Origin of the sequence: Pseudomonas viridiflava (genome assembly GCF_900602065.1) — a bacterium.
GTDB lineage: Bacteria > Pseudomonadota > Gammaproteobacteria > Pseudomonadales > Pseudomonadaceae > Aquipseudomonas.
Map to the genome: position 1 here is coordinate 581,300 of NZ_UWFN01000285.1, position 13,366 is coordinate 594,665.

At 54.8% G+C, this 13,366-nt stretch carries 12 protein-coding genes; 8 read left to right on the forward strand and 4 right to left on the reverse strand.

All coding sequences use genetic code 11. The features are described 5' to 3' along the window. Nucleotides 1-140: 140 nt before the first annotated feature. A complete protein-coding gene (gene apbC, locus EE949_RS20985; protein WP_122666031.1) occupies nucleotides 141-1,235 on the reverse strand; it encodes an iron-sulfur cluster carrier protein ApbC in 1,095 nt (364 codons plus the stop codon). Nucleotides 1,236-1,527: 292 nt separating this feature from the next. Here apbC and metG point away from each other — a divergent pair, with 292 nt between their 5' ends. From metG to EE949_RS21005, 4 genes are all read left to right on the forward strand, one after another. Beyond that, nucleotides 1,528-3,576: a methionine--tRNA ligase gene (gene metG, locus EE949_RS20990; protein WP_122666032.1), complete on the forward strand. Its 2,049-nt coding sequence runs from the start codon at nucleotides 1,528-1,530 to the stop codon at nucleotides 3,574-3,576. A gap of 132 nt (nucleotides 3,577-3,708) precedes the next feature. Further along, entirely contained in the window at nucleotides 3,709-4,770 is a 1,062-nt protein-coding gene (gene rsxB / locus EE949_RS20995) for an electron transport complex subunit RsxB (protein WP_122666142.1), read from the forward strand. Next, on the forward strand, nucleotides 4,767-5,405 hold the full coding sequence (nth, locus tag EE949_RS21000) for an endonuclease III (protein WP_122666033.1): 639 nt from the start codon (nucleotides 4,767-4,769) through the stop codon (nucleotides 5,403-5,405). The genes rsxB and nth overlap by 4 nt, the downstream gene beginning before the upstream one ends. A 106-nt stretch (nucleotides 5,406-5,511) precedes the next feature. Next, nucleotides 5,512-5,694 carry a PA3496 family putative envelope integrity protein gene (locus EE949_RS21005; RefSeq protein WP_122666034.1) on the forward strand — a complete coding sequence of 61 codons (183 nt, stop codon included), beginning with the start codon at nucleotides 5,512-5,514 and terminating at the stop codon, nucleotides 5,692-5,694. A 117-nt stretch (nucleotides 5,695-5,811) separates the two neighbouring features. On the opposite strand, the gene EE949_RS21010 is transcribed toward EE949_RS21005, so the two are convergent. Beyond that, nucleotides 5,812-6,438 carry a response regulator transcription factor gene (locus EE949_RS21010; protein WP_025261490.1) on the reverse strand — a complete coding sequence of 209 codons (627 nt, stop codon included), beginning with the start codon at nucleotides 6,436-6,438 and terminating at the stop codon, nucleotides 5,812-5,814. A 1,236-nt stretch (nucleotides 6,439-7,674) separates the two neighbouring features. Between EE949_RS21010 and EE949_RS21015 the strand changes: the two genes are divergently transcribed. Together EE949_RS21015 and EE949_RS21020 are read left to right on the forward strand one after the other, a co-directional pair. Further along, the gene (locus tag EE949_RS21015) at nucleotides 7,675-8,202 is read left to right on the forward strand and encodes a hypothetical protein (RefSeq protein WP_122666143.1); all 528 of its coding nucleotides are present in this window, start codon (nucleotides 7,675-7,677) and stop codon (nucleotides 8,200-8,202) included. A 110-nt stretch (nucleotides 8,203-8,312) separates the two neighbouring features. Then, entirely contained in the window at nucleotides 8,313-8,582 is a 270-nt protein-coding gene (locus EE949_RS21020; protein WP_122666035.1) for a hypothetical protein, read from the forward strand. Nucleotides 8,583-9,044: 462 nt separating this feature from the next. Here EE949_RS21020 and EE949_RS21025 read toward each other — a convergent pair whose 3' ends face one another. Both EE949_RS21025 and EE949_RS21030 read right to left on the reverse strand, forming a co-directional pair. Next, nucleotides 9,045-10,262 (reverse strand): argininosuccinate synthase, encoded by a 1,218-nt coding sequence (locus EE949_RS21025; RefSeq protein WP_027898440.1) that lies wholly within the window; start codon nucleotides 10,260-10,262, stop codon nucleotides 9,045-9,047. Between the two features lie 131 nt (nucleotides 10,263-10,393). Further along, entirely contained in the window at nucleotides 10,394-11,299 is a 906-nt protein-coding gene (locus tag EE949_RS21030; protein ID WP_122666036.1) for a flagellar protein MotY, read from the reverse strand. A 147-nt stretch (nucleotides 11,300-11,446) separates the two neighbouring features. Here EE949_RS21030 and pyrC point away from each other — a divergent pair, with 147 nt between their 5' ends. Continuing rightward, nucleotides 11,447-12,493, forward strand: coding sequence for a dihydroorotase (gene pyrC / locus EE949_RS21035; RefSeq protein WP_122666037.1), 1,047 nt, complete (start codon nucleotides 11,447-11,449; stop codon nucleotides 12,491-12,493). After that, nucleotides 12,490-13,161: a ribonuclease T gene (gene rnt, locus EE949_RS21040; protein WP_027898437.1), complete on the forward strand. Its 672-nt coding sequence runs from the start codon at nucleotides 12,490-12,492 to the stop codon at nucleotides 13,159-13,161. The genes pyrC and rnt overlap by 4 nt, the downstream gene beginning before the upstream one ends. The last annotated feature ends 205 nt before the right edge of the window (nucleotides 13,162-13,366 follow it).

Consider the following 13,366-nt stretch of genomic DNA (forward strand, 5'->3'; position numbering starts at 1 on the left):
CCTGTAGAAAATACCCGCGGCATCGCCACCCGAAACTGTGGGAGCGAATTCATTCGCGAAAGGGGGTTTTCAGGCAAAAAACATGTGCCGAATGTAATGACCCCTTCGCGAATAAATTCGCTCCCACAGTTCTGCAGTCCTTAATCGTCGCTGACAGAAATACTCGGCATCGCCGGGCTGGCCGCTTCCTGCAATACGATCCGCGCACCGACGTGGCGGGCCAACTCCTGATAAACCATCGCAATCTGACTTTCCGGCTCGGCGATCACGGTAGGCTTGCCACCATCCGCCTGCTCGCGAATCAGCATCGACAGCGGCAATGAAGCCAGCAACTCGACGTCATATTGCGATGCAAGCTTCTCGCCGCCCCCCTCGCCAAACAAATGCTCCGCATGACCGCAGTTCGAGCAAATGTGCACCGCCATGTTTTCCACCACACCCAACACCGGAATGTTGACCTTGCGGAACATCTCCACACCTTTTTTGGCATCCAGCAGCGCCAGATCCTGAGGTGTGGTCACGATGACAGCTCCGGCAACAGGAACCTTCTGCGCCAGTGTGAGCTGAATATCGCCGGTGCCTGGCGGCATATCAATGACCAGGTAATCCAGATCATTCCACGCTGTCTGGGTGATCAATTGCAGCAATGCGCCGGAAACCATCGGACCACGCCAGACCATCGGCGTGTTGTCATCAGTCAGAAAAGCCATGGACATCACTTCGACGCCATGCGCCTCGATAGGCACAAACCACTTCTGATCCTTGATTTTCGGACGAGTACCCTCAGCAATACCGAACATCACGCCCTGACTCGGACCATAAATGTCCGCATCGAGAATCCCGACACGCGCACCTTCACGCGCCAGTGCCAAAGCCAGGTTTGCAGCAGTGGTGGATTTGCCCACACCGCCCTTGCCGGAGGCCACAGCAACAATATTCTTCACATTGGCCAGACCAGGGATCTGCCCCTGGGCCTTGTGCGCTTCAATCACAGAGCTGATATCCACGCGGGCGGATGCCACACCCTCCAGGCCTTCAATGGCGATTTGCAGCATCTGCGCCCAGCCACTCTTGAACAAACCGGCGGCATAACCCAGCTCAAGCTGGACACTGACGCGCTCGCCTTGAATCTCAATGGCGCGCACGCAACCGGCACTGACAGGGTCCTGATTCAAATAGGGATCGGTATATTGGCGAAGGACGGCTTCCACCGCTGCGCGGTTAACAGCGCTCATGGGCTACTCCCGAATAAAGACAAACTAAAACAGGCGGCTATCCTAACGCTTCTGCGTGCCACCGGCATGGTTTCGCTGGAATCATCATTCCCGTAGGAGCGCGCTTGCCCGCGATAGCCTCAAACCGGGCGATAATTTTTCGACTGAACTACCGTGATCGCGGGCAAGCGCGCTCCTACAGGCAATGCTCAACGGTTAACCAGGCACATTCCTACAATCAGCACGGGGTGAAAAAAATCGCTCAGACCTTTATAGTGGCCGACCTCCGTTTCACTTCAAGTAGCCGAGCCCCATGTCCGAGCCACGCAAGATCCTCGTTACCAGCGCCCTGCCCTATGCCAATGGTTCGATCCATCTTGGCCATATGCTTGAGTACATCCAGACCGATATGTGGGTGCGCTTCCAGAAGCACCGCGGCAATCAATGCATCTATGTCTGCGCGGACGACGCTCATGGCTCGGCAATCATGCTGCGCGCCGAAAAGGAAGGCATCACCCCGGAACAACTGATCGACAACGTCAAGGCTGAACACAGCGCCGACTTCAACGACTTCCTGGTGGACTTCGACAATTTCCACTCGACGCACTCGGATGAAAACCGTGAGCTGTCGAGCATGATCTACACCCGTCTGCGTGATGCCGGACACATTGCCACCCGCTCGATCACCCAGTATTTCGACCCGGAAAAGAAAATGTTCCTGGCCGACCGCTTCATCAAGGGCACCTGCCCGAAATGCGGCACTGAGGATCAGTACGGCGATAACTGCGAGAAGTGCGGCGCAACCTATGCACCGACCGATCTGAAGGACCCGAAATCGGCGATTTCCGGCGCAACACCTGTCCTGAAAGACTCGAAGCATTTCTTCTTCGATCTGCCCGCCTTTGACGCCATGCTCAAAAGCTGGACACGCAGCGGCACCCTGCAGGACGCCGTGGCAAACAAGATTGCCGAATGGCTGGATGCCGGGCTGCAGCAGTGGGATATCTCACGTGACGCACCGTACTTCGGCTTCGAGATCCCGGATGAGCCTGGCAAGTATTTCTACGTGTGGCTGGATGCACCCGTCGGCTACATGGCCAGCTTCAAGAACCTGTGCGCACGCCGCCCGGATCTGGATTTCGACGCGTTCTGGGCCAAGGACTCGACCACAGAGCTGTACCACTTCATTGGCAAGGACATCGTCAACTTCCACGCCCTGTTCTGGCCAGCAATGCTCGACGGCGCAGGCCTGCGCAAGCCTACCGGTATCAATGTGCATGGCTACCTGACCGTCAACGGCCAGAAAATGTCCAAGTCACGCGGTACGTTCATCAAGGCCCGCACCTATCTGGAACACCTGTCGCCGGAATACCTGCGCTACTACTACGCGGCGAAGCTGGGCAAAGGTGTCGATGACCTCGACCTGAACCTCGACGACTTCGTCCAGAAGGTCAATTCGGACCTGATCGGCAAAGTCGTCAACATCGCCAGCCGCTGCGCCGGCTTTATCCACAAAGGCAATGCCGGTGTACTCGTGGCTGAAAATGCCGCGCCGGAACTGACCGATGCATTCCTGGCCGCAGCCCCCGGCATCGCAGAAGCTTATGAAGCCCGTGACTTTGCCCGGGCGATGCGTGAAATCATGGGGCTGGCCGACCGCGCCAACGCCTATATCGCTGACAAGGCCCCGTGGTCGCTGGCCAAGCAGGAAGGCAAGCAGGATGAAGTCCAGGCGGTCTGTGCATTGGGCGTGAACCTGTTCCGGCAACTGGTGATTTTCCTCAAGCCAGTGCTGCCGCTGCTGGCTGCCGACGCAGAGAAATTCCTCAATGTCGCGCCGCTGACCTGGGATGACCACAAGACATTGCTGAGCAATCATCAACTCAACCCGTTCCAGGCCCTGATGAGCCGTATAGATCCGGTCAAGGTTGAAGCGATGACCGCTGCCTCGAAAGAAGACCTGACTGCCAGCGCAACCGATACTGGTGCTGCTCCCGAGGGCAATGGCGAACTCACCAAAGACCCGCTCTCTCCGGAAATCGACTTTGATGCGTTTGCAGCGGTGGATCTGCGAGTAGCGTTGATCCTCAAAGCCGAGCACGTCGAAGGAGCAGACAAACTGCTGCGTCTGACACTGGACATTGGTGATGAACAGCGCAACGTGTTCTCGGGCATCAAAAGTGCCTACCCGAACCCGTCAGAGCTGGAAGGCCGACTGACCATGATGATTGCCAACCTCAAGCCACGGAAGATGCGCTTCGGCATATCAGAAGGCATGGTGATGGCCGCAGGTCCTGGCGGCGAAGAAATCTACTTGCTCAGTCCTGATAGCGGTGCCAAACCAGGCCAGCGCATCAAGTAAGATCCGAGACAAACCCGATAACAGCCTTAACCGCTGTTATCGGGTTTGTGCTGTTCGCCGAACCCGAATGCTCGCCAGACAGTGTCCCTGCTCACTTACCGTTTACTGCACGTTCGCCTATTCGGCAAGATCATGAACCTCATTCAAAGTGTCGACGCCCTGCTCCCCCAGACCCAATGCGGCAAATGCGGCCATCCAGGCTGCAAGCCTTATGCAGAAGGTATCGCTCAAGGCGAGGCAATCAACAAATGCCCCCCGGGTGGCGACGAGACCATTGCGGCATTGGCGCAATTACTCAACGTTCCGGCACTGCGCGTGGACCCTGCGCGTGGCTCGGCCCCCGCACAAGTCGCATTTATTCGCGAGGCTGAATGCATAGGCTGCACAAAATGTATTCAGGCATGCCCGGTCGATGCGATCGTCGGCGCGGCGAAATTCATGCATACCGTCATCGTTGATGAATGCACCGGCTGCGACCTGTGCGTAGCGCCCTGCCCGGTTGACTGCATCGATTTACTGCCTCTGTCGCCGACGGTCATCCCGATTGTCGGTGGATATGCTGTCACCGTGCAGGAGCAACAGGCCCGGAGCCGCAAGCGCAACCACGCCCGGCGTCGCTTCGAGTCCCGCAACGCACGATTGCGCCACGAAGAGGACCGGCGGCATGCAGAACGCGCGGCGCGCATGCAAAAGCCCTCAGCGGCACCTGAAGCCTCACGATTGCCACCCCGAGCAGCAATGGGGCAGGCTCGCGTGCAAGACACCGCCACAAATGACGAGGCATTGAAAAAAGCCAGAATCAATGTGGCAATGAGCAGAGCGCAACTCAATAAGTCGCTCAAGGCATTTGGTCATCCACCGATCGCCGAGCAAGCCGCACGCCTGGTTCAATTGCAGCAGGAATATGAGGTTGCGGAGAAAGCCCTGGCCAACCTGCAAGCCGCACAGGAAACAACGACAACGACGCCGTTGCCCAAAGTGGATAACAGCGGCGTTAAACGTGCAAAAATCCAGTTGGCCGTGGCCCGCGCTGCATTCAGCAAGGCCCAGACAACTGAAGTCTCGCCCGAGCAGATGGCAAGTCTTAAAGTCGCGCTCCAGCAAGCAGAGCAAACTCTTCAAGCCGCCGAGCAGGCACTGTTGTCACCCGCTAATTCGCAAGCCATCGCCCCCAAGGAAAGCCTCGGTCCATGAACGCCGCAAAACGCCTGGAAATTTTTCGCCGCCTTCACGAGGACAACCCTGATCCAAAGACCGAGCTGGCGTACACAACGCCTTTTGAGTTGTTGATCGCGGTGATCCTTTCTGCACAGGCGACCGATGTCAGCGTCAACAAGGCCACCGCGCGACTGTATCCCGTCGCCAATACCCCCCAGGCTATTTACGAGCTTGGCGTTGAAGGCCTTTCCGAATACATAAAAACCATCGGTCTCTACAACAGCAAAGCGAAAAACGTCATCGAGACATGCCGGATGCTGGTGCAACTGCATGATGGAGAAGTGCCGCAGACACGCGAAGCGCTTGAAGCCTTACCCGGTGTCGGGCGTAAAACCGCCAATGTGGTGCTCAATACCGCATTCCGCCAGGTGGCAATGGCGGTAGACACTCATATTTTCCGGGTCAGTAATCGCACAGGCCTTGCACCTGGCAAAAATGTGGTTGAGGTGGAGAAACAGCTCATGAAGTTTGTGCCCAAAGATTACTTACTGGACGCTCACCACTGGCTGATCCTCCACGGCCGCTATGTATGCCAGGCCCGCAAGCCACGCTGCGGTAGCTGCCGGATCGAAGATTTGTGTGATTACAAGTCCAAGACATCCGACGATTGAGTAATAGAGAATAAAGCGCTCAATCGATTGAAAAAATCTTTTTTACCCGCCTGCAGATACTCGCTATAAGGTGCGCCAACGACAGCTTAAGTCTGGAGTCACCTTTATGAGCACTGACAAAGAGCAATTGGACGTAGACGACGATTTCACTGCGGTTGAATCAGATGACACCGAGCCCGCCCCGGTGGAGCCCGCCAAGACCAATCTCAGCAAACGGCGCACGATCGATAACCTCCTGGAAGAAAGACGCCTGCAGCGGCAACTGGCTGATTACGACTACGATCTCTGAACCGCCCCAACGCGTCCATGCATTGCCCTTTCATACAAAGCCTCTCATGTACGAGAGGCTTTCAGTGATCAGTGACAACTGTGACCCGACACACCGGAAAAATATCGGCGCGCCCCTTCAGACCAGACCATTGCGCTGAGCAAGCTCTATCAGGTCCACCAATGAATGAGCATTGAGCTTCAGCAAAAGACGAGTCTTGTAGGTGCTAACTGTTTTGTTACTCAAAAACATTCCATCTGCAATTTCCTTATTGGTTTTACCCCGAGCCAACTGTTGCAACACCATCATTTCACGTCCGGAAAGACGATCAACCATGTCAGCTTCGCTCGCATTACCCATGCTCGACCGCACGGTATGCAACGCCTGATTGGGAAAATAGCTGTAGCCGGACAAAACGGCCTTTATTGCACTCAACAGTTCAGTGAGGTCCTGCTGCTTGCACACATAACCAGCGGCACCGGCTTGCATACAACGCATGGAGAAATGCCCGGGGGCCTGAGACGTAAGGATCAATACCTTGAACGGCAACGTCATAGCGGATAGCCGGGCAATGACCTCAAGACCGTCCAGTTTTGGAATGCCTATGTCGAGAATTACGATATCAGGCAAATGCTCACGAGCCAGTTGCAAGGCATCCACGCCATTATCCGTCTCCGCGATGACCTCGTAGCCATGGCGCTCCATCAGCATGCGTACGGCAAGGCGAATGACGGGATGATCGTCCACGATCAGCACTTTATTCATGGGCAGTCCAATTTTCGCTATTCGAAGTTTCAGAGTAAGCACAATAGCTTAGTCGTTTAGTGCTTTGCATGGCGCCACCCCCTGGGGACTGACAGCCAAAGACCGTTCTTACACCCACAACAGAATATTCCTACAAAAAACAGTCTTAATGGCGGTACGTAACAAGCCACCACAAGACCACCAAGTGGGAGGTGACACATTAATTGACCTGTGCAGAGGTGACCCAGAACAGCGCGATTTAACTAATAGAATTATTATGATCGGGTCAAGCATTTTTCAAATACCCCTTTGGACTAATAAATAGATACCACAGCGTTTAAGTTAACCCTGAATCCCTGCCCACCCTGAACGACCCCAGATAGCTCGCCCAAATGAGCCAGCATATAGCTATCACCAAGCCCGAAATCGCCGACATTGTTTTTATGCGATCAGCGAGTCACGCCAAAAACACAACCTGTTACATTTACGTTACACCGCCACCTGAAAACAGGGCATGGCCACCCCCAACATGTCAGCCCGCCTTTCATTAAGCATCAAGGTTGTGCCAACAGGATATTTCGGGCCACATCCGACGACGTTTAAAAACTACACACTTTTAAGCAGCCAATTTGTAAATATATATATTTTGCGAAAATTCCTACATACTTTTCGGAATCTAGTGTACATGCGCAATATCGCAGTACGATGGCGCGATAGTTTGGCGGTATGTATGCACCGCACTTTTGTAAATTAATAAGCCACAAAAGACTGCTGAATGATCTGCGCACAGCGAAAGAAATTTCCGACGCGCCACGACATAAAACGGCTAACCCCGCCGAAAGCAAATACCATATCCCCCTACAAATCCACCCTCCCATTATCGAACAGGAAATGTACTACAACACTAACGGACGATAAAAATCCCAATGTAAGAAAAACCGATCACTGAAAAATCAATCCATGTAACAACTATCTTTTTACTTGCAAATTTTATTACCAGTCGTTACTTTTTCAAGAAGCACCCACTCTCCACCCCTACATGAGGTCACCTATGAAGACTACTTGACAGTGATGCCACTTTGACTGACTAAGCAGTGTTGCTTTATATGGACGCCCCTCCAATAGAGAGCCGAAAGGATTCGGGCAATATGAACATGACCCGTCAGAACCAGCGTTTCGCTGAACGCGCCAGCCCCAGGCTCGACAATTCTTTTTGAATGGGTCATGTGAACAACCATGTTCAAAAAGGGATATATCATGAACACCAAAACCTCCAGCGCTTGTCTTAAAGACGCTGACTCCATGGACCTGGCGGCAGCGGTTGAACAATTCGTTGCATTGGGCGGCGTTATTGACATCGTTTCAGGAGATGAACAGCACGCCTTGACAGGGAGTAAAGAAAGCGCGGTGCCACCTGATGAGAGTACGCCTCCTGAGAAACTGACCAAGTTAGAACATCTCAAGATCCTGCTCGCCAAAGGCGCTGGTATTAGCGCGCTGCAATATTCATTACGCATGAATAAAAAGGATATCAAGCAGCTGGCCATCGAGAACGGACTGAAAATTACGTTCAGCCGACCTATTAGTGAAATCAGCAGGGCACACCGCGCTGAAACATCTGATATTGATGACACGGTGGCAGGACACGCCATGCATTATTCCAGCCTGGGATACACGGCCCCGGAGATCGCCAGAATTCTTGATCTAAGCGTACGTCAAGTATGGAATATAGGAAAAGCCTATCGATTTGAATTCAAAACAGATGAACACGACCCCATTCCGTGAGATCCACTGCGTAAACAAGTCAATGAGTTACCGTCGCCAGCGTCATGGCGTTAACCAGACTTCCAACTGTTTACAACCCTCCTACCACCAGGCCCCTATTGAAGAACGCCATGAAGCTAACAACTCGACTTATCAACCCGATCAGCATCATCGCCATATTTGCGGCGCTTTGTGAAGCGTCAGCAACCACGGTACTCCCTCACCTCAATGAGGAGAACCGTCAAATCTATATATGGTTTCTGATTGCATTCCCCTCTACTCTGGTCATCTTGTTTTTCTTGACCCTTAACTTCAACAGCAAGGTGCTTTATCCGCCGGCGGACCGTAGCGGAGAGCGACCGGATATCCTTGGTAAACAGCAGGATACACACGAATTATAAGCACCCCGTCTACACAAGCTGTATAGATTCCAAGGAATGACCCGGGAGCAAAGACAGGCCGGACGCCTTTATACAAATAAAGCAACCCCAACCCCAGTAAAAAATGCACGGCAAGCTTAACGATATTTACGGGCATCAACTAACGAACTGCCCTTGATATCAAACCGAAAGCGCACTGCGATGCGCCCAGCGCTTAACGCTCAGCGTGAGAGAAGCAAAAAGATTGGATTCGAACTTATCTCATTGTTTAAACATCACAACAAGACACAGGAGGACTGTCGTTTTTTTACCGCACTACAGACCCTGCCTATAAGCAGGAGGCATAACCGGCGTAGACCAATAAGCCATCATCTGACTGTGAACAGGCGCTACTGCGGTGTCGCTGCACAAATCAGACACACGCTTACCCCTATTTCAGATGCAGCACCGTGAGGTGCTGCATCTTCATTTCAGGGCCAGACGTTAAAACAGCTTCCGGCCTTTGTTTGCAGCGATACGCATACGCAACGCATTGAGCTTGATGAAGCCCGCTGCGTCAGCCTGATTGTAGGCGCCGCCATCTTCTTCGAAGGTTGCGATATTGGCATCGAACAACGACTCATCGGACTTGCGACCGGTGACAATCACGTTGCCCTTGTACAGCTTGAGGCGCACCACACCGTTCACGTGAGCCTGAGATGCGTCGATCATCTGTTGCAGCATCTGACGCTCAGGGCTCCACCAGTAACCGGTGTAGATCAGGCTGGCGTACTTGGGCATCAGCTCATCCTTGAGGTGAGCGACTTCGCGGTCCAGTGTGATCGACTCAATGGCGCGGTGAGCACGCAGCATGATGGTGCCACCCGGTGTCTCGTAGCAGCCGCGGGACTTCATGCCCACGTAGCGGTTTTCAACGATGTCCAGACGACCAATACCGTGCTCGCCACCAATGCGGTTCAGCGTCGCCAGTACGGTAGCCGGGGTCATCTCAACGCCATCAAGCGCGACGATATCGCCATTGCGATAGGTCAGCTCCAGGTACTGAGGGGTATCCGGAGCCTTCTCCGGAGAGACGGTCCAACGCCACATGTCTTCTTCGTGCTCGGTCCAGGTGTCTTCCAGCACGCCGCCTTCATAGGAGATGTGCAGCAGGTTGGCATCCATGGAGTACGGCGATTTCTTCTTGCCGTGACGCTCGATCGGGATCGCGTGCTTCTCGGCGTAGTCCATCAGCTTCTCGCGGGACAACAGGTCCCACTCACGCCAAGGGGCGATTACTTTCACGCCAGGCTTGAGTGCATAGGCGCCCAGCTCGAAACGAACCTGATCGTTACCTTTACCGGTAGCACCGTGGGAAATGGCATCGGCGCCGGTTTCGTTGGCGATTTCGATCAGCCGCTTGGCAATCAGCGGACGAGCGATGGAAGTACCCAGCAGGTACTCGCCTTCGTAGACAGTGTTGGCGCGGAACATCGGGAATACGAAATCACGCACGAACTCTTCGCGCAGGTCGTCGATGTAGATCTCTTTGACGCCCATGGCTTTTGCCTTGGCGCGTGCTGGTTCGACTTCTTCGCCCTGACCCAGGTCAGCCGTAAAAGTTACCACTTCGCAGTTATACGTATCCTGCAGCCACTTGAGGATTACCGAAGTATCCAGGCCACCGGAATACGCGAGAACTACCTTGTTTACGTCCGCCATGCCATCACTCCACCGGGTTGTACGGAAAACCGGTGATTCTACCGCTCAAATGACGTGATTTACAGTAGCGCGACAGCTTCTGACGATGAAGCGACAGATTATGTCGACCTGGCGACGAGTGGCGCCCGTCGTCAGATCCTGGCTGGGGCGGAGTTTACGGCTACCGGAGCAGGTCTTTCATCGGGTGCGATACGCTCCAGATGTACATTTACCCGACGGTTGCGCGCACGATTGGCGTTATTGGTGTTAGGCACCAATGGGTAACGCTCGCCATGGAAGCGCAAGGTGATCTGCTCTTCGGGAATACCTTGAGCCTTCAGGAAATCCATGACGGCCAGGGCGCGACGTCGGGACAAGTCACGATTGGTCAGGCGATTGCCACTGTTATCAGAGTGCCCGTCCAGTTCGATGTGATTGACCGTCGGATCGGCCTTGAGATACGCCACGATCGTCTGCAGGCGAGCCTTGGCCTGCGCATCCAGATCGATGCCGCCGCCCGGGAACCCTACTTCGCCTTGCTTGACCTGATCGTAATTCATTGGCAACAGTTTGGTGACGCACAACTGATAGTCGCTGAAGGCTTTGTTGAACTTGACCGGCAACAGGCGCACTTCTGTAGTACCGGACGCATCACGGGAATAATGACGGATCACCGGGCTGCGGCCTTCCATCAGGCCACTGATTAGCCGACCGGCCTGTACCTGCGAACTGCTGAACGGAAACTCACCGTTATTGACCTTGACCGATCCCAGGTTGATATCGCCGCGCCCAGGCTGCCATGGCGCAGCAGCAGCCAGCAAAGTCGCCGAACCACCGCCCAACATACCGCCGGCCGACTTGATCCTGAACGTCGCCTGCTCACCCGCACGGCGCACGAACTCACCCGCACCGAAATCGGTGATGGGCTGGCTGAGGCGACACTCGAACTGATCGCCTTCCACTTTCCATTCGATGCTTTCCAGACGTGTCTGGAAAGTCATGGCCATGGCGGGGAAGCTGGCGAACACGCTGAGCAGGGCTAGATATCGCTGGCGCACGGGAGGCTCCACTAAAAAATGACCGCATTACAAAAAAGACTTCCTACAACGGGCTATCGGTAACTTCCTACAAAACTTGATAGCGAGTGCCTGAGAGAGTCTTTTCCGGTAGCATTCCCAGCGAGTTTGACCCGCCTGGAATCCCCAATGTCCGACCTCCTGACCCTTTTGCGTCCCGACGACTGGCACATTCACCTCCGCGATGGAGCTGTTTTGCCCCACACCGTTGCTGACGTTGCGCGCACTTTTGGCCGCGCAATCATCATGCCTAACCTGGTACCGCCCGTTCGCAACGCTCAGGAAGCCGACGCTTATCGTCAGCGCATCCTGGCTGCACGTCCGGCAGGGAGCCACTTTGAGCCGCTGATGGTGCTCTACCTGACCGACCTGACACAGCCTGAGGATATCCGCACGGCAAAAGCCAGCGGTTTTGTCCACGCCGCTAAGTTGTACCCGGCCGGAGCGACCACCAACTCCGATTCAGGCGTAACCAGCATCGACAAGATCTTCCCGGTCCTGGAAGCCATGGCCGACGTTGGCATGCCGCTTCTGGTTCACGGCGAAGTGACCCGCAGTGAAATCGACGTGTTTGATCGCGAGAAGATGTTCATTGACGAGCACCTGACACGTGTAGTGGAGCGTTTCCCGACGCTCAAAGTGGTGTTTGAACACATCACCACCGGCGAGGCCGTGCAGTTCGTCAATCAGGCATCGAGCAATGTCGGCGCGACGATCACTGCGCACCACTTGCTCTACAACCGCAACCACATGCTGGTGGGCGGGATTCGTCCGCATTTCTATTGCTTGCCGATCCTCAAGCGCAATACCCATCAGACAGCATTGCTTGATGCAGCCACCAGCGGCAGCACCAAGTTCTTCCTGGGTACCGACTCGGCGCCGCATGCCCAGCACGCCAAGGAAAACGCCTGCGGATGTGCCGGCTGCTACACCGCCTACGCCGCCATCGAGTTGTACGCCGAAGCTTTCGAGCAACGTAATGCACTGGATAAACTGGAAGGCTTTGCAAGCCTCCACGGTCCGGCGTTCTACGGCCTGCCTGCGCCTCAAGACACCATTACGCTGGTCCGTGAAGAATGGACCGCGCCCACCAGTCTGCCGTTTGGCGAGCTGTCCGTAATACCGCTGCGCGCCGGTGAAAAACTGCGCTGGCGTCTGTTGGAGAAACACGCGTGAGTGAAGATCATTTCGACGACGAACAGGAAGGTCAAGGCGGCGGTTCACGCCACCCGATGGCAGCCCGTTTTCGCGGCTACCTGCCTGTCGTCATCGATGTAGAAACCGGTGGTTTCAATTGTGCAACCGATGCCCTGCTGGAAATCGCCGCAGTGACCATCGGCATGGACGAAGACGGTTTTGTGTTCCCGGAGCACACGCACTTCTTCCGCGTAGAACCGTTCGAGGGCGCCAACATTGAGGCGGCTGCCCTTGAGTTCACCGGTATCAAACTCGATCATCCATTGCGTATGGCAGTCAGTGAAGAAACCGCACTGAATGACATCTTCCGTGGTGTTCGCAAGGCGCTGAAGGCCAATGGCTGCAAACGTGCGGTGCTGGTCGGCCACAACGCCAGCTTCGACCTGGGGTTTCTCAACGCCGCAGTTGCGCGGCTCGACATGAAGCGCAACCCGTTCCACCCCTTCTCCAGCTTCGACACCGCGACGCTGGCCGGGCTTGCTTACGGCCAGACCGTACTTGCCAAAGCCTGTCAGGCAGCCGGTATCGATTTCGACGGCCGTGAAGCGCACTCAGCGCGTTACGACACCGAGAAAACCGCCGAGCTGTTCTGCGGCATCGTCAACCGCTGGAAACAGATGGGTGGCTGGGAAGATTTCGGCGATTGAATGGTATCCCCCCGCTGGTTTTGCGGTGACTGCATCGCGAGCAAGCTCGGCTCCTACAGGTAAGTGGTATCTGTAGGAGCCGAGCTTGCTCGCGATGAGGCCAGCACATTTCTGACGCCAGCCATCACATCGCCCCAACGTCACTTAATGTATTTTTTGCCACTCGTCGGTACTGAGAGAAACCTTCTCAATGAGTTTTGACAAG

Coding starts and splice junctions, on each gene's coding strand:
- apbC (WP_122666031.1), bottom strand. CDS start 1,235: ATGAGCGCTGTTAACCGCGCAGCGGTGGAAGCCGTCCTTCGCCAATAT.
- metG (WP_122666032.1), top strand. CDS start 1,528: ATGTCCGAGCCACGCAAGATCCTCGTTACCAGCGCCCTGCCCTATGCC.
- rsxB (WP_122666142.1), top strand. CDS start 3,709: ATGAACCTCATTCAAAGTGTCGACGCCCTGCTCCCCCAGACCCAATGC.
- nth (WP_122666033.1), top strand. CDS start 4,767: ATGAACGCCGCAAAACGCCTGGAAATTTTTCGCCGCCTTCACGAGGAC.
- EE949_RS21005 (WP_122666034.1), top strand. CDS start 5,512: ATGAGCACTGACAAAGAGCAATTGGACGTAGACGACGATTTCACTGCG.
- EE949_RS21010 (WP_025261490.1), bottom strand. CDS start 6,438: ATGAATAAAGTGCTGATCGTGGACGATCATCCCGTCATTCGCCTTGCC.
- EE949_RS21015 (WP_122666143.1), top strand. CDS start 7,675: ATGAACACCAAAACCTCCAGCGCTTGTCTTAAAGACGCTGACTCCATG.
- EE949_RS21020 (WP_122666035.1), top strand. CDS start 8,313: ATGAAGCTAACAACTCGACTTATCAACCCGATCAGCATCATCGCCATA.
- EE949_RS21025 (WP_027898440.1), bottom strand. CDS start 10,262: ATGGCGGACGTAAACAAGGTAGTTCTCGCGTATTCCGGTGGCCTGGAT.
- pyrC (WP_122666037.1), top strand. CDS start 11,447: ATGTCCGACCTCCTGACCCTTTTGCGTCCCGACGACTGGCACATTCAC.